Source organism: Ulvibacter sp. 2210JD10-4 (genome assembly GCF_058148525.1).
Genome location: NZ_JBYVJZ010000002.1, coordinates 164,555 through 182,425 on the forward strand (window position 1 = coordinate 164,555; position 17,871 = coordinate 182,425).

The window sequence follows — 17,871 nt, forward strand, 5'->3', positions numbered from 1 at the left end:
TTATTAGTCTTTATAGTGGTATTCATTTTTACTCAATAGGTTGCCATCGGCATCTTCTATGAATTCTAACCTCCCATCGGTATCATATTTGTACTTCACCTGATAACCTTTTGGGTCTGTAATGGTACTTACCCCAACAAGTGGTTTATACGTATAGGTAGTAACCTGGGCATCGGGTAAGCCACTTCGTATCTTATTTAGTTCCGTTTGCAAAGCAGCTTCCGTTGCCGGATCGTCGATGGTGGTCATATTAAGGCCAATCCCGGCAGCAGTTGCCTGGGCATAGGTGGCATTTTCTACTTTTGCAACTAAATACTGTCCATTATATCCCCAAATGTAGCTGGTGTGTACGCCATTTGGCTTGGATGAATCAAGAAGGTTTCCGTCATCATCATAACTATTAAATACCAAACGGGTATCTAATGAACCTGCCTCTTTGGAGGTTTTAAGTTTATCTGGCAGTATCAGGCCATTGGAATTTTTATAGTCTATCTTCTGGGTACTGAGTAGTTCCATTGGATCTGTTCCTTCCTGTACGTAGGTTTCTTCCTTTAAGAGGGTTCTAACCCTGTTCTCATTAATGAGGTTTTGGGCAAAGGCTTCCCCTGATCCAACAAGATCATGGGGATAGTAGAACTTCTTGATGGTTTTTTCATTATTATTGATCGTTGTCTCTATACTGGTGGGCTGTAAATAAGAAGCGTTATCATAGTTATAATTTGTCTGCTTAGTAACAACCCTGTTCACATCATCATTATAATATGTTTTTTCTACTTCATAAGTTTGGGCTAAATGTCCATATTGGAGTTTATAAAAATCTGTTCCTGTATATGTATAGTTGGTGTTGAAAAAGTCTATCAGCAAATTTTCCATTAGAGAAAACCTGTAGGGTACTGCTGTTGTCGGAGGGAGTATAGCATAGTGGAAGGATGAGAGATCAGCCGGATTCATCCATACAAAATTGTCATTGTATGCTTTCTCAGTTAAAGATTTTAAGGGTACTTCACTTTTAAGGTCTGCGTTATACCGCCAATCTTCCATAAAGGGAACCATAGGACTTTTATAAATTTCTGGCAATTCATAGTATCGATACGTGCTAATCCCCGTAAGCTTTATATTACTGTTATTTTTATCTACAAAATCCTCGGTAACTCTTCTGTAATTAACATTCCCTGCACTGGTGGTGATCAAAGGAACAGCCGACATGGAAGACTCACTAATACTTCCCTGATTTCTGGAAATAAAGTAGGGTACTCTTAGGACCCTTCCGCTTGTCTTTACAGAGTCCTCCATAACATATTTATACTCCCTTACTTTAGCGAGGGTAGTTGCATCGGTATATTCTTCAATTTTCTTTATGCGTTGGCCCCCAACAGGTATTTCAACTTCTCTGTAACTATCATAGAAGTTGATCTCATCTTTAGCAACTCTGCATGTAACATCGAAAGTTACCAGGTCATCATCAATTTCAAAAAAAGGGCCTCCTGGTGGGGGACTTGTATCGTTTCTAATAATAAACTCCAAAACATAAACTCCGGTAGGAAGAAAACGACTCTCTTCAGTATCATCACTGAGTAAATTATCAAGGGGAGTAAAATTTGTATCGTAGGTAATATTACTCATGTTAATGTCATCCTCACTGTCATATGCTTCAGGGTCTAAAGTTGTTTTTCTTATGGTTAACCAGTAGGAACATTCTCCACCATTGGGAAGGCTATTGGGGTCGGTAAAACAAATGTTAGCGAAGTGTCCGCTATCATCAATTGCCTGATCAATAGCATAGTAAAAGACCGCTCTTCTCTGCAAAGTCAAACCTTCCATTTCACTATCGAGAATAAAGGTTCGTCCGTTCAAAATAAGTGGTTTTCTATATGTGTAGTATCTATATGAATTTAGAGTTGTATATTCATAAGTATCATTTTGTGAATGAAAATTAATTACTTTTTCATCTGAAGGAACCAGGCGGAAGCCAAAGGCGTTTCCGGTTACTGTAGTTGCCCTGTTGTTCTCATAGATAAGCTTGGTAGAGCCCCCTTCCGGGTAGGTGATTTTCTTGAGCAGACCCGATTGAGCATAATCCTGTTCGATGTGGCGATAGGGGTAGTTTGTATATTTTTTAGAATAATTAAAGAGCAAGGTGTTATTATTATTGGCTCCATTGTAATAGCCCCAAAAATCCTGGGCGTAAGAGTTTCGGTGTGGCAGTGGATTGTCATTATAATAATCAAAGGTATATTTATAACTCTCTTGTGAACTATTATCAAAAACAACCACTTCATCCAGGAACATTCTTTTCATATAAGGCAGATATGCAGACTGATTGTTTGAATGATATAAATAGGTGCCTGTCCCATTTCCTGCACAACCATATATATTATAGCTTGGATAACTAGCTGCTGTAGTATAGGAATAGTTTAGATCATACTTTCTGACCAAAGCATCTTCGCTATTAAAAACTTGGATGTATTTTAAAGATCTTCCATTGGGATAGTCCTCTCTAGTTACACTTGACCGAATAAAGTTAATATGTCCAAAATCTCCGCTAATAGAATATAACTGTCTTGATGTCCCCGATGATTCTACATAAGTTGTTTTAAGATTATCAGCCTGACCAGATGGTACAGTGTGTGCGTTGGATTGTCCGGAAAAAGTACAATCCGTATAAGAATCTGCCGAATAGTAGCTAAAAGTGATCTCTTCTCCGGAATAGGTAGTTATCTTTGAGAGATTCCATGTCTGGGTATAACTGGGGGTAACAGGTTCAAAAGGGTAATCCTGCGGGAGGTTTCCAATTGACTCCAGTGTATAAGAATCCGTTGTACTGAGAATATTACCTTCAATAAAATGATATACGTTCCCATTGGTGTCGGTAATATCCCAGGAGGTAATATTGTGATACGTATTGAAAGATGCAGTTATCTTGTTATCCGTTTTAGGAAAAGACTTTATTTCTCCATATGGATTATTGGTATCCCGTACTTGGTTGAACATAAATTTTCCGGAGATTCCGGGAGCAGAATAACTGAAGACATCCGGTTCAAAATCCAGGGTTTGGTTTCTGATTCTGGTATTGGTTATATCGACACAGTTACCATTTCCATTAACACACGCATCATAAATTTCCGAGGTAGTAAAAGGGGTTCTGATGTACCCGTACTGATGGTCGTCACTTAAATGTCGAACCGTTCGGGTGATACTCCCTCCGGCAATAATATTCCATCCCTGTCCTGTCCAGGGAGCTATCTCACTTACACGAACACCTCCTGAGTGATAACTCAGTCGAACAGGTACTGAAATATCATCTAAAGGAATGGTCAAAATAGGAATTCCAATTTGAGGAATCCCGGAATTTTTAGATACCGGAACTTCCTCGTACTTCATAATTGAAGCAACATCAGGAGTTTGCGGGACAATAGGGAGGTGAGATTCTCCAAGGGTTATTTGTGAAAAAGAAAGAAAACTGCATAACAGCAAAGCTGAAAAAAGAAGAAGGTTTTTCATAGAAATGAGGTTTTAAAATGTACTACAAAACAATACCAATAATAGCCAAGGCATAGCACCTTAACATTAGTGTTATGTTATTTTAATTCAACGGGGAGAGTTTCAAAGTTATCTATTTTTTTACAAAAAAATATGATAAATATCATAAATGGATTATATAGTTTAATAAAATTCTTAATCCATTTCAAAAATAAAACAATAGATAATCTAAGGTTTTCTTAATAAAATAACCTTTATATCAACATTAGAGAGCTAAAGAGAATCGAGAAACGAACTTACAAATTCTATTCTAAACTAAGTCTATAGATATTTTAGAAATTCCTTCTCAACTTTTATAGTATTCTCCAAACCAATTACATTAATGTTTCAGGAGATCACTATTACGTAGATATTCTAGTGTATGTTGATAGTATTCTTCATTTTCCATTTTCATAACGACATTATAAATTTCTGACCCTACTTTTGAAAGACAAATAAACTCCATTTCAAAATTTTTTGTTTCAGACTTTAATTCATGATGATTATCAAAATAGGAAATTTTGTAAGTTTTTCCTTTGTACAGAGTCATAAAGGTATCATGAATAAGTCCGAGATCCTCAAGATGTCTTAACAAAACACTGTCAAATCCCCATGTGCTATCTGAATAGAAACCCTGTTTATCAGCATTCTTAATTAAAACCATGTCCTCTCTCGTTTCTCCAGGATGAATTTGCCATAAACAGCTACATAAAAGCGTAAAAATTTTTGCTTCATCAATGCCAAAAACTTTAATTGTATGAAGTGCTCTTCTTGAAAAAGCACCAGGTTTGTCAATTTCATTTGCTAGCATTGATGCCCATAAGTACTGTAGTTTTTCATTTGAGCAATCTTGACATATATTAAAGAACTCAGAAATCCAATCTGGGTCAACTGGATTTTTTGAAGGTTTGAATGTTTTTCCAAATTCAATTGCCTTTACAATAATATTTTCAGAATTTTCCTGCCGCCTCTCCTCAGTTAGATTCAAACGCTCTTGTATACGACTGCTATAAACCTCCGACCTAATTTTAGGGCTTTCGATAAGTTCATTCGATAATAAATCACCAAATTTAAACGCTACCGATTCTAATATTTTCCTGACAGCTCCTTGGTTTAAATTAATTTGAAGCCCTTGTGTGTCAGTACCTAAATGAAGAATTTGATTCGCATATGTGGATAAAGAAGAACTTTCTTTTTCTGGGTTTACCTCTAAAATAAGATAATCGAGAGATTGAAAATAAGAATCAATATAATTTTTATTTTTATTTAGATATTGCTTAAACGAAATCTCCTCCTCAAGATAAATATGAAGCAAAAATTCTATACTCGTATAAAGAGGCCTATATCCAGTATCATAACTGAGGAGTTCAAACATACTCTTCACAGGTTCAATAGTAATTGCTTTTTGTTTATTCTCTGATGTATCTCCTTCATCAAGGAATCTTTGGATTTCTTTATTCTCTAATTTTTCATAGTCTGATTTAAAATGATACTTCAGTAGTTGGATTAGGAAAAAGATAAGTCCTGGCAACTCCCCATCCTTTAATTTACTCTTAAAATACTTCATACATAATAATTATTGGTCTATCAAAATTCTTCAAAAGCTTTAAAGGTTGTATGCCTTTATTGTTACTGCTTAATATCACTATACTTTAGTTCCAAGTTTGACAGCTAGCACCGATTAGTCAAGCTTCGAACCTTGCGCAAGGTACATTCAATTTAACCTCTGGACTCGACCTTCTAGAATGTCAAGTACTGGAGATAAAATGTACCAAATGAAAGCAATTCATGTTTTATTTTTCGGTTTGTTTCTTTTACTAGGAACAATTTCATGTACTCCCGAACGTATCGTGGATACAACAACTGAACAACAGGAAATGGCAACAGGTGATCCTAACTCTGATGAAGGCGGGGAAGAGGATGAAATAGAACCTAATAACTAATCCTTAGTTCCATAGTCCAAAGCAATTGACGAATTACTTTGGACTATATTTCTTTAAATGGAGGTGTTGTATCATCAGGGTTGTCTCTGTTAGCATTTTTGTATTTCATATATTTTGCTATTAATTCAACTGAGTTTTTTACATTAAATTTTTTAAATAAATTTCTGACGTGGACTTCTACAGTCTTTGGAACAATATACATCTTATCAGCAATTTCCTTTTGAGTAAGCCCCTGAATTAAATACTTGATTACTTCATTTTCTCGGTCAGATATTTTCATCCATCCCTCAATTTCAAGCATTTCTTCAATACTATAGTCAATATACTTTTCACCTTTCATAACCTCATCAATTGCATGATAGGTTTCTTCAACTCCTAATTTCTTATCTAAATAGGCATCTACCTTGCATTCGTTGAATAAACGATCATGATGACTATTTTTAGCGTGCTGAGTAAGTATCATAATCTTAATATCTGGGTAGAGTTGTTTAACCTTATTGGCTATTATAAATCCATCGTACTCATTAGTTTCAAAATTAAGATCGAGTATTACAATATCTATTGTTTTTGTTTTCAATGAATTAAGAGCTCCTTGAAAATCATTTACAATATAAATCTCATTTACCCTTTGGTGTTGTGCAATGAGAAGCTGCATACCTTGTGCAAAACCAAGATGATCTTCTACAATTAATATATTTATCTTTTTCATTTTAAATTTAATTTTATTGGGAAGTTCACGGCAATAGTTGTCCCAGAATCTAAACTCATAACCTTACACTCACCATTCAAAAGAAGTGCTCGTTGCTTCATATTTAACAATCCAACCCCATTTTTGTCTTTGTCTTGAAAACCAATTCCATTGTCAGAAATAACGAGGTTTATGAAATCTTTTTCTTTTTGATGATTAATTACCACTTCCGTTGCTTGGGAATGTTTATCAATATTGTTCAAGGTCTCTAATATGATTCCATATAAGTTTGTTTGTGATTCCAATGTAAAACTATTTATCTCTTCAGGCAAAGGCAATTGGACGTTAACGAACACTTTCCGGTAGTATTGAAATTCTGTCAATTGGGCTATTATAATATCAGTTAAAAGAGAGTCTTTTATCTTATTCCCTAAAGGAGAAAGTCTATGTGAGATAAGTCGTATTTGATTATTGATTTCGGCAATATCTTTTACAATAGCTTCACTAATAATGTTAGGGCTTTTAGCTTTCGGAAGAGCTAGTATTTTGAGCCTTACCCCATCAAAACTGGTAGTAACTATATCATGTAGATCATTACTTATCTTTTCTTTTATGGTTTCTTGTCCTTTGAAAATGGATTCTAAACGATGAACCTCTAGATCTTTCATTTTTGTCTTTTGCTTTTGTTTGAGGAGAAAATATATAGCCACAGCCAGTAAAACCAGAATTAAAGAGATCAATAACAACAGGTTTTTTACTCGGAGACTCTCTTCTTGCTGACTAATAATCTTTTTTTGAGAATTATTCCCTTCTGTAAGCTCTCGTATTTTTTGAACCTTTTGTTTACTTTCAAACTGTTCTTGTAATTCCTGTATCTCTTTTGCTTGTCGCTCTTTAAAGAGATTTTCATACAATTGTATATATCTCTTTTTATAATCTAAAGAGTTTTCAAAATCTCCAATAGATTCAAAGTAATCTGATTTTACATTATAAAACCTTAACAATACATCTTTATTCTGATTAACATCTAAAAACGTTTCTGCAGAATCTAAATATTTTTTGGCTAGATGATACTGTTTTTTTTCAACTGCTATCATAGCTAGCTCTTTAAAAGAGTTCGTAAAAGAAATGCTATCTCCTTCTTTTTTTTTATAGAATAAGGATAGTTTATAGTATTGTTCTGCTAAGCTTAAATTCTTGTTCAAATAATTTACTGTCCCTAGATTGTAATAATATTTCCCAAGATCTTTTATTGAATGTATTTGATTCTGAATTCTTATTGCTTTGAAATAGAATACTGAAGCAGAATCATATTTTTTTTGCGTTTTATAGAGGTTTGCTAAATTATTATATCCGTTAGCTAGTTTAGTGCTATCTCCTATTTCTTCCCTAATACTCAATCCTTCTTTATAATATTGCTTAGCAATTTCTAAATTATTCAGGAGGCGTTGTGTAGCAGCAATCGCATTACAAACACTTGCCTTCTTTGATTTATTTTCAAGTTTATCAAATCCATCATAGGCTTTCAATAAGTAAGTAATTGCTGAATCATAATTCCCACTATTTTTGAGAATGATTCCTGATTTCAAAAAAGTTCCAAATTTATCTTCAGAATCTTCAAGTGCTTCATATAATTGTAGTGATTGATGTAAATAAAACATTAGGCCATCGAACTCCTTTTGTTTTCTATAGATCAAGGCTAAATTAAAGTGTGAATCGGCAGCACTTTTTGAAAGAGAGTCACTCGAGATGCTCTTCAAATAGAAGTATTTAGATTTTTCAAACTGCTTTTGTCTAAAATAAATACCTCCTATTTTTTTATGTATAAAGCTTGCATCACGGTTTAATTTTTTTTCTGAAGTAATTTTTAATGCCTCATTAAAAATTTCAATAGCTTTTACATACTTCTTTTCTGTAGAAAATCTTTGCCCTTTTTGAATTAATTGAACTAACGTATCATTTGTAATGAAGTAATTTTTTTCTGAAATATGGAATGCATTTGCCATTGGTGTTAAAGCCATCCAACAAAAAACATAACAAATAAGTAGCGAGTAATGAAATCCATATTTCATAACTGTAAAGTTAGTAGAAATAAATTCTCATAGAAACTAACCAATTCATTTTTAGGGAATTCCAGTATAGGAATATTTTGATGTGAAGCTAATCTTTGAAAAAATATATTAATTAAAATGACGGAAGCTAATATCACGAATTTTAATCAAATTTCGTCTTTACTTTTCCTAAACCATATGACGAATAAAAAAGAAAATAAATGGACTTTAGAAAAAGAACTTTGTAGTCTTTCGAACACAGATTCTTTAATAAAAGCATTAGTAAAATTGAATCTGATAAGTAGTCAGAAGGAATCATTTCATTTAGGGGGAGATGGCAAATGGATTAGAGGAGGTGCTGAAACATATATTTTTAAATTTTGGCTTATAAAACATAACAACAGAAAGAAATATGAATTTTTAATGAAAGCTTGTGTTGCTTTTAATCCAGAGTCTTGCATTGAAAAAATAATAGAAACATGGATTGGTAGAAGACTTATTTTATCTGAAAATAGTATTGAGACGCCTAAATTAATATCTTATAATGATGGGATTATATTAGAAGAATATATCCCTTTTTCCGTACAAAGTACATTAGAAAATTCACTAGAGCCTAACTTAAAAATACTTTTAAAACTATCCTCAACTTTAGCGATCATATTGAGGTTAGGTTTTCGTCCTTTTAAAAGTTTTATTTATAGTCTTCGCACCAGAGGAGAAGATGTAGTCTTTGTTGATTTTGGAGAAGATTTAGGAGATATTAATAAAAACCCTTGCGACTTAACTTTTTATTTTGATCAAATGATTGAAAAACTAAAGTCATGGAATACCCATATAAATAATGAAACTCATACATTAATGCTTTCTGTTTTTAAGAAATATGTGTGAAATGTATAAATAAGATTTTACTTAAAATCGAACTAATGATGATGAACAGAACACTTATAATAATAAAACCACATGCGGTTAAGAGAGGGCTTGTTGGAAAATTTTTCACTCGATTTGAGGATATGGGGCTTCGCATTTTACATGTAAGGACAGTTAGAGGCGATAGAGAGTTATGGAATAAGTTTTATCCCTCTAATAATCTCTGGCTTAAAAATGTAGGAATTAAAACAATTAAGAATTACAAATCTAATCATACTAATATTATGGAAAGATTAGGCACTGATAATCCTATTAAAATTGGGAAAATGGTGAAAGAGTGGTTGATAGAACATATGTGTTCATATGATACTATTGCAGCTATCTTAGAAGGTAATGAAGCAATTTTAAAAGTAAGAAAAGCTTGTGGTAGCACATTACCTAATATAGCTGATCCAGGAACCATTAGATTTGACTTTTCTGATGATTCTCCTATCCTAGCAAATGAAGAGAAACGACCTGTATTTAATCTTATTCATGCATCAGACCCAGATGAGATGAGAAATGAGATGCTTGCATTTGAATATGAAATAAGTTTAATATTTCCAGATGTGAAATTTTAAGATGAATAATATTAAACATATTTCAATCATTGGAGGAGCTGCTGGAGTGGGTAAAACTACTTTACTTAACTCTTTAGATGGGTATAAAATATATAATACAGGAACTTTTTTTAAAAAATATATGCTTCTTGAAAAAAGAGATGATATTAGAAAGGGAGATTGGTCTTATTATGAAGAAAATGTAATTGAAGATTTGATTGAATCGGTATTAGAATCGTTAAAGAAGGATGAGAAAGTTATTATTGATACTCATTTTGCAGCAAAAATTTACAATAATGAATATAGAATAGGACTAAGACAAGATTTAATTTTTCACTTTGCAAAAAATGTTTTTAAAGATGTAATAGAGTTAAACAACGATTTAAAGCTTAATGTAATACTGATATATACTAACCCGCATACTCTTTTAGAACATCGTCGTGACGACAAAACAAGAAAAAGAGAACTTATCCCTTCTGATTGTGTTTTAGATTTAAAAAGAAATAATTTCTATTCTAAACACTACTATTTCGAATTATTAAGAGCTAATAATAAACTTAATTTTATAAAAAAGCCTATCCTAAGTTTTCAAAAAATTGAGAATGATATATTGGAAAAATCAATTCAAAATTTAAAATCTATTTTAAAATCATAAAACATTTTATATGGCAAGTTTTTATTGGACAAAAGATCGAAAAGAAGCACGTAAAGAACAATCTACATTGATAGATTTACTTAATCTAAAAACAAAGTTTATAAATAATGAATTTAATCAAGGACTTGCAATAGGAACTGCTTATGAGGAAAATACTCAAACTGCCTTTGCTGTAGCCATACCATTTAATGCCAATGGGCTATGTATGAAAGATGTGATAATAAGCAAAATGGAAGTTGACTTTCCATACATTTCTGGATTACTTGCCTTTAGAGTTGGACCTGTAGTGTGTAAAATTTTAGACAATATAATTCATGAATACGATTTAATACTTTTAGATGGACAAGGGATTGCTCACCCTAGAGGTTTTGGATTAGCATCTCATATTGGAGTTCTCTATGATAAGCCAACTATTGGACTTACAAAAATGAATCTATTTGGGAAATGTACTGCTCCGAAAGGTAGGTTTGCTACGCAAATCATACATCCTAAAAATGGTAAGTGTATTGGTTATTCAATATGTTTGAATAAAAAGTTCAACCCTTTTTATATATCTCCTGGGCATAGGATTTCAATAAAAGATTCTCTTGCAATTATAAGAAAGTTAACATTAAAAGAAAACTCATATTTTCCATATCCTATAAGGATAGCTCATAACATAGCAAATAAAGAAGCAAAGCAATTTTGGGAACAACAAAAAACTTTTGTCAAAAAAAGAAGTGATTATGAAAAATAAAGAAAAAACAATTTTTGTAGCAACTGGAAACCAAAATAAAGCAAATGAAATTGCTGAAATTACTGGTTTTAATGTGAAAACTATATCAGTTGACATTCAAGAAATACAGTCGATTGACCCTTTAGAGGTTGCCAAAGCAAAAGCAATGGCAGCATATGAAATAGTTAAAAAACCTATTATTGTTGATGACACAGCAATGAATATTGAAGCTTTGAATGGCTTGCCTGGAGCTTTAGTTTCCTGGTTTTTAGATACTATTGGAACTAAAGGCATTTTGGATCTTATACAAAACAAGAAAAATAGAAAAGCAAGTGTTTCAACCTGTATTGGATATGCAGATGAAAATGGAGTTAGAGTTTTTAAGGGAGAAGTAAAAGGATTTTTACCTTATAAACCAAGAGGGGTTTTAGGATTTGGTTATGACACCATTTTTATTCCTAATGGTTATGAAAAAACATATGCTGAAATGAATTCACTTGAAAAAAATGCAGTTTCAATGAGAAGAATTGCTCTAGTGAAACTTCGAATATTTTTAAACAAGAACGAGTTATAGAAGCACCAATAAAATTGTCTATATTATATTCTAAATTAGGGAATTCCAGTATTGACCTCGCCTTTAATTAAACATACCTTGTATTCATAACAATCTATATTACTTGCTAATATACCCAACCAAAATGTTATGAGTACTAAGAGTCAAGCAATTGTACTTTTCAATAATGGAAATAAGTTTTATCAAAGTAACTTATTTCGTGAGGCACTTGAGCAATATCAGAAAGCTTTTGAAACCGACCCAACCTTTTATGATGTACACTTCTCTATCTCTAAAACATTGATAAAACTTAAGGAGTACAATAAAGGGATTACACATTTTAGGAAATATGCTGATTTGATACCCAAAAGCAAACGAGGTAGGTATTCTCTTAACTTGTCAAAGGTTCTACTTAAAGAAGAAAAACATTCAGAGGCGCTAGTATTGTTAGAATCTCTTGAAATTGAATTTACTGACGATGATGTTTTCGACTATATCTTCATTCTTTTATCAAATAACAAGATGAATGAAGCTATTCATCAAGTACTAAATATAGAAAATAAAACAAAGGCTGGAACTAAGTACAATGAACTATTCAAAACTTCTAATATACCAAAATCAGTTGTTCAAGATTTAAAAAAGGACAGTATTATTCCTCGTTTTATCAAAAATTCATTATCCGTTGAACTATTAAAGACAACTAAAATTGAACATAAGCAATATGATGAAATATTAACTACTATCTCCAATACTCTTATGCAAATAAAGGAGGATGAGAATTGCGACTATGTTCGAAAAATGGATGAAGTAGATAAAGCTATTAATGCCTCTCAGAAAATATTGGCTATACAAACAGAACAGATAATAAAAACTAATAATGTTTCAAAGGCCAAAAGACTAATTGAAGTTCTAGAGAAAACCAACTTTAATGAAGAGAAAACTCAATCGTTAATCAAAAGAGCTGAGAAACTTCAGAGATCTATAAGTTTTAAGCAACTCAGAATAGGAATTTTTGTTTTTTTAGCCATAACAATAGTTTCCATTGCATCATATTTTGTTTATAACTCTTTTCAAGAGTCCAAGGCATATGAAAAGGCTTTAAGGTTAGATACAGTATCAGCATATAGCAATTATCTTACACAGTATGGAGATAACGATAAAATTCATAAGCTAAGGGAGAAGAAACTTTATTCTATAGCATTGGTTAGTAATAGAGGTAATGACATCAATGAATTTAATAAGTATTACCCCAAGAGTGATTTTTTAAGGAAAGTATCAGTATCCATTGAAGGAAGAAATAACCCTCTCTATTTTTATGGTATTGGTGATGAAAATCAATCTATTAACTTCAAAGAAAACTATTCAGTTCAGATTCCTATTGGCTGCAAGATTGGTTATATAATTAGAGAAACTGGGAAAGTTCCAATAAATAAAGTATTTACTGTAGTGAATGATATGATAATAACAGAGACATTAACTGACTCTAAAACATTAGTATTTGAAGATGATTTTACAAATAATTCGAGTGGCTGGACTACATTTTCTGATAGCAAAAAAATCTATGGTAGAGATAAGAATAAAGGGGCAAAATTATATAACGGTAGTCTCAATTTATACCATGAGTATAGGGAAAATAAATTTGTCTTGAGTACTGTATATGTTCCAAAGATTAAGAGAAGAGATGACTTTGAAATCATAACATCAATCCAAAGGGGAAATTTCGATAATGGAACTTTTGTGCTTTTTGGCGCTACAAAAAGAGCATTTAACTACGTTGCTATCTCAAAGAGCAGATTTCTATATGGATATAATAATTGGGATAATAGCAATGATAATTGGATTGAGAAAAGTGGAGGGTGGAAATATGGATCATCAATAAATCAAAAGAGTAATGCTATAAACACTCTAAAAATTACAAAAAGGGGCGGTATTGTTCGATATTCGGTCAATGATTTTTATATAGGAGAAATGCCTCTTGATAGATGGTATGGAAGAAGAATTGGTTTTGGTATAAATAATAATACAAATGCTTACATTTTAAATTTAGAAGTATACAGAATTAATAAACCTCCCAAAACCAATTTTACAAAAAACAACATATACTATTGCTGGGTAGATGAACTTAATGTTCGAGCTAAAGGGACAAGAAAAGGAGAAATCCTAACAACCATTAAACTAGGCGAACCAGTAAAATATTTAGGTGAGGCTGGTAAAAAAGAAGTCAATGCTACTTTCAAAAAAGTATTCAGCCCAGACTATTATTATAAAGTAGAACTTATTGATGGGACTATAGGTTGGGTTCACGGAGGAGCTTTAAAGGGTTTAAATACAAAAGAATCTATAAATTTTTCCAAATTCAAAGATATAAACCACTCTCAAATTGGTTCAATTGGAAAAATAGATTCTACTGAGTTTTATATGATTGCTGTTTATGCAAAAAAAGAACTATCACAAATCCAAAAAAGAGTAATCGAAATTAAAAATAAAGGTTTTCAAGCTGACTATTTATGGATCCCAGATTATAAAAGTCTAAGTGGCACAAAAATATACTCAGCATATATCGGTCCATTTTCATCGGAATCTGAATGTAGAAGCACTCTGAATAAAGTTAAAAAAACCTATTCAAAAGCTTATGATCTGTTTGCTTCAAAAACTTCTTCAAAACAAATCACAATTAACTAAAAATAAATAAAAATGGAGGAAATTTTAAAACTTATTGGAGGTAGCTTTTTGATGTTTGTCTTGTTAATTTTTGCTACTTATTATTTATTTCTTTTGAACAGGAAATTTTATCTACACTCTCGGTGGGATGTATTGCTTGATGGCTTCTCTTTTTCAACACAAGAATTTTATAAATTACTTATGGAAGAACTTAAAAAGAAAGGCATATCAAATGTAACTTTTGAAAGCGTAAGTTTAAGGGAGGGAAATATTTTTTCTTCACGGAGACGTTATCTGAGAATTTACTATAAGGAATTCTATTTTGATATTTGTGCCGCACCCTTTGGCAAAGGTTTTTTCATTTCTTGGTGGCTAATTAACAAATATTCTTTTTTGGAGTGGGTAACTATTCTTATCCCTTTTATTGGTTTTTGGCTTCACCGGAAGCTATTCACAGTAACTTTTTATAAGATTGATACAGCAACTATGTTTATGAAATACACACATCTCTGTGTTCTTGAAATCCTTGATGAATTAACCATTAGTAAAGGAGTACGTTTTCTTGATGAAGATGAACGAAAACCTCTACTCAATGATATTTTTAATAGATAATGGTAGAAGATGGTTTTATCTGCTCGGGAGCAAGCTACAATCAATTTTTATGAGTGGGATTATCGCGGACGTGGGTATTATTTTTATGACTCACAAGTATCACTAGAACCTCCATATGTTCCCTTCAGCCACAAATGGAGCTCTTCAGAGGCATATGTGGATGACGGAAAGGTCCCTAATCTATTAGAAAAATTTATTGGGCTTTTTGAAAAGAAGTCACCTAAAAAACCTCTAAATGAAAACACGAAAAAAATACTTCCAAACCCTCCCACTTATTTAGAATTGGATTCAGGATTTTCCTTTGTGCTTCCAAAAGGAGAAGAAATTTCTGCTATAATTTCAACTGAACTACTCAATATGCTCTCATTCTCGGAAGCTCCTATCTCATTTGAAATACTTGGCACCCATGATGGTATTACTTTTCAAATAGTATGTTCCTATAAAGACAAGCAACGAATTGAGTCACATTTACGCGCATACTTTGGGCATATAATTATCAAGGACATTTCTTCAAAAGACTTGAATTTTAGCATAGGTAGTCCCATAGCTATATGTGATTTTGGCCTCAATGACGAATTTGCATGCCCTCTAGTTAGCCCAAAATCATTGGATATAGATCCTTTAACATCCATTGTAGCTACTATGGATAGCCTACATCACGATGATACCGTCCTACTTCAAATCATTTTTAAAGGAGTGAGTTCTCCTTGGGCAAAAGATATACCCTATGCTGTATCTGATGGTATGGGAGAAAGTTTTTTTGCCAATAACCCTGAGATGATTGATTGTGCCAAGAATAAGGTTTCTGCACCACTCTTTAGCTGTGTTTTTCGCCTCGCAACACAAGGAGAAACACAAGAAAAGAGCCAATACCTTGCTACCCAAATTTCAAAAAGTATCTCAACTATCTCAACTTCTGAATATAACAAACTTATCCCTCTATCAAACAAGGGATATGAGTATGAAGATCATCTTTATAATCTATATCACAGAACGAGTAATCGTCTTGGAATGATACTCAATAGTAATGAATTAGTAAATTTTGTTCACTATCCAAATAAATCCATAGTATCACCAAAAATTGGCTTACAAGGAGGTAAAACCAAAGTGATACCATCTGAGTTTTTACATCAAAAGTATGTATGGGGAATTAATGACCACAATGGACTTAAGAATGAAGTAACAATCAATGATAAATCTCGACTCAGACATACCCATATCATTGGAGTTACGGGTGTTGGTAAGTCAACGCTCATTGCCCAGATGATGTTTGAAGATATTGTAAAGGGTAATGGTTGTGTCCTCTTTGACCCTCACGGTGATATAGTTGACGATATATTAGCTCGAATACCGGAAAACAAGAAAGACGATGTTGTTATTATTGATCCTTCAGATACTGAGTATCCTATAGGGTTCAACTTACTATCAGCAACAACTGAGGTAGAGAAAATTGTACTGTCATCAGATTTGGTTTCTGTATTTAAACGTCATGCTACAGCTTGGGGGGACAATATGACCGCTGTCCTCTCTAATGCCATTAACACCTTTCTTGAAAGCGAAAAAGGAGGAACCCTCATCGAACTGAAGCGGTTTCTCTTAGAGGATAATTTTAGAAAACAGTTTTTATTAACAGTCAGTGATAGGTCAATCCATTACTATTGGCAAAATGAGTACCCTTTAATGAAAAAAGGGATATCTCCTTTATTGACACGCATTGATACCTTTCTTCGTCCAAAACCCATCCGCTACATGATGGCACAGCAAAAAGGAATTGATTTTAATACCTGTATTGAACAAAAGAAGATTATACTTATTAAATTATCTCAAGGATTTATTGGCCAAGAAAACAGTTACCTTCTCGGCTCACTCTTTATTTCAAAACTCAACCAAGTTGCACAAGGAAGACAATCTCTTCTAAAAGAAAAACGACACCCCTACTATATTTATCTAGATGAGTTTCACAACTTTATTACGCCCTCAATCACTTCAATTTTAAGTGGCGCCAGGAAGTATGGTCTTGGTCTAATTTTAGCTCATCAAGAGCTTGCTCAAATAGAAGAAACCAATGTCTTGAACTCAGTAATTTCAAATCCACATACCCGTATTTGTTTCCGTCTAGGGGACTATGATGCAAAACGGTTATCAAATGGATTTTCATTCTTTGAACATGATGATCTCCAAAGCCTCGGTATTGGTGAAGCTATTATGCGGATTGGACGTAGCTCTAATGACTTTAACATTTCAACATTTCCTCTAAAACCTATTGATTCTTCAATCTCAAGGAGTATAAAGAAGAGCATTATATCAAATACAAGAAAACAATATGGAAAACCACTCTCGGAAGTGCAATCACTCTTAGATACTTTACTACCTATAATGAATATTGGGCCCATTGAAGAAACAAGTTTTAGAGAAAATCAAATTCAAACTCCTCATGAATCTCTTGATAAGCAAAAGGAAAAATTTCTAGAACAAACGAGGGAAGCTGAAGAAATTCGTAAGCACAAGAGCTTGCAAAACTACGTCAGAGCACTTGCAACACAACGCAATTTTAAAGCTACTATAGAAGAAGTAACCGAGAATGGAGGCCGTGTTGATATCGGATTGAGGAGAGACGACATCAGTATTGCAGTTGAAATCTCGGTTACTAATACACTAGAATACGAAGTGCAGAATATTATGAAATGTATTAATGCCGGATACACACATATTTATATGCTCTCAGAAAGCATGGTGCACCTAAAAAATATTAGTCTACGGGCTAATCAAGTTATTGAGAAGGAACAAAGAGAATTCGTCCAGTACATAACTCCGCTTGAACTTCCTGCTCTCTTGGACTCCCTATCAGTAAGACAACCATCAAACACTAAAAAAATACGTGGATACCGAATTAAGTCAAACCATAAAGACATAGATTCTTCTAGTGCCAAAGAAAAAAATGAACTGTTACGAAATATAGTGCTATCAAGGCTCAAAGGGCGTAATCCAAATCGCCCAAATCATTGATA

The 17,871-nt window shown here is 32.8% G+C and carries 13 protein-coding genes; 9 read left to right on the plus strand and 4 right to left on the minus strand.

Annotated elements, in window-relative coordinates; all coding sequences use genetic code 11:
- Positions 1-3 precede the first annotated feature (3 nt).
- Positions 4-3,501 carry a hypothetical protein gene (locus tag ACY2RT_RS06450; protein ID WP_490155080.1) on the minus strand — a complete coding sequence of 1,166 codons (3,498 nt, stop codon included), beginning with the start codon at positions 3,499-3,501 and terminating at the stop codon, positions 4-6.
- Positions 3,502-3,859: 358 nt separating this feature from the next.
- Complete coding sequence (locus ACY2RT_RS06455) at positions 3,860-5,086, minus strand: DUF2806 domain-containing protein (RefSeq protein WP_490155081.1); 1,227 nt, start codon at positions 5,084-5,086, stop codon at positions 3,860-3,862.
- A gap of 208 nt (positions 5,087-5,294) precedes the next feature.
- On the opposite strand from ACY2RT_RS06455, the gene ACY2RT_RS06460 reads away from it, so the two are divergent.
- Complete coding sequence (locus tag ACY2RT_RS06460) at positions 5,295-5,462, plus strand: hypothetical protein (protein WP_490155082.1); 168 nt, start codon at positions 5,295-5,297, stop codon at positions 5,460-5,462.
- Between the two features lie 43 nt (positions 5,463-5,505).
- Here the strand turns inward: ACY2RT_RS06460 and ACY2RT_RS06465 are convergent, their stop codons facing one another.
- Together ACY2RT_RS06465 and ACY2RT_RS06470 are read right to left on the minus strand one after the other, a co-directional pair.
- A complete protein-coding gene (locus tag ACY2RT_RS06465) occupies positions 5,506-6,171 on the minus strand; it encodes a response regulator transcription factor (RefSeq protein ID WP_490155083.1) in 666 nt (221 codons plus the stop codon).
- The gene (locus ACY2RT_RS06470) at positions 6,168-8,222 is read right to left on the minus strand and encodes an ATP-binding protein (RefSeq protein WP_490155084.1); all 2,055 of its coding nucleotides are present in this window, start codon (positions 8,220-8,222) and stop codon (positions 6,168-6,170) included. Before ACY2RT_RS06470 ends, ACY2RT_RS06465 begins: the two co-directional genes overlap by 4 nt.
- Positions 8,223-8,399: 177 nt before the next feature.
- On the opposite strand from ACY2RT_RS06470, the gene ACY2RT_RS06475 reads away from it, so the two are divergent.
- The 8 genes from ACY2RT_RS06475 (at position 8,400) to ACY2RT_RS06510 (ending at position 17,869) form a co-directional block, all read left to right on the plus strand.
- Entirely contained in the window at positions 8,400-9,089 is a 690-nt protein-coding gene (locus tag ACY2RT_RS06475; protein ID WP_490155085.1) for a hypothetical protein, read from the plus strand.
- Positions 9,090-9,124: 35 nt separating this feature from the next.
- Positions 9,125-9,688, plus strand: coding sequence for a nucleoside-diphosphate kinase (locus tag ACY2RT_RS06480; protein WP_490155086.1), 564 nt, complete (start codon positions 9,125-9,127; stop codon positions 9,686-9,688).
- A 1-nt stretch (position 9,689) separates the two neighbouring features.
- Positions 9,690-10,322: an ATP-binding protein gene (locus ACY2RT_RS06485; RefSeq protein WP_490155087.1), complete on the plus strand. Its 633-nt coding sequence runs from the start codon at positions 9,690-9,692 to the stop codon at positions 10,320-10,322.
- Positions 10,323-10,332: 10 nt separating this feature from the next.
- Entirely contained in the window at positions 10,333-11,058 is a 726-nt protein-coding gene (locus ACY2RT_RS06490) for an endonuclease V (protein WP_490155088.1), read from the plus strand.
- Positions 11,048-11,611, plus strand: coding sequence for an RdgB/HAM1 family non-canonical purine NTP pyrophosphatase (gene rdgB / locus ACY2RT_RS06495; RefSeq protein WP_490155089.1), 564 nt, complete (start codon positions 11,048-11,050; stop codon positions 11,609-11,611). Before ACY2RT_RS06490 ends, rdgB begins: the two co-directional genes overlap by 11 nt.
- Before the next feature lie 129 nt (positions 11,612-11,740).
- Positions 11,741-14,272, plus strand: coding sequence for an SH3 domain-containing protein (locus ACY2RT_RS06500; protein WP_490155090.1), 2,532 nt, complete (start codon positions 11,741-11,743; stop codon positions 14,270-14,272).
- A gap of 12 nt (positions 14,273-14,284) precedes the next feature.
- Positions 14,285-14,863, plus strand: a complete 579-nt coding sequence (locus ACY2RT_RS06505; RefSeq protein ID WP_490155091.1) for a hypothetical protein — start codon at positions 14,285-14,287, stop codon at positions 14,861-14,863.
- 9 nt (positions 14,864-14,872) lie between these two features.
- Positions 14,873-17,869, plus strand: a complete 2,997-nt coding sequence (locus tag ACY2RT_RS06510) for a type IV secretory system conjugative DNA transfer family protein (RefSeq protein WP_490155092.1) — start codon at positions 14,873-14,875, stop codon at positions 17,867-17,869.
- Positions 17,870-17,871: the final 2 nt, after the last annotated feature.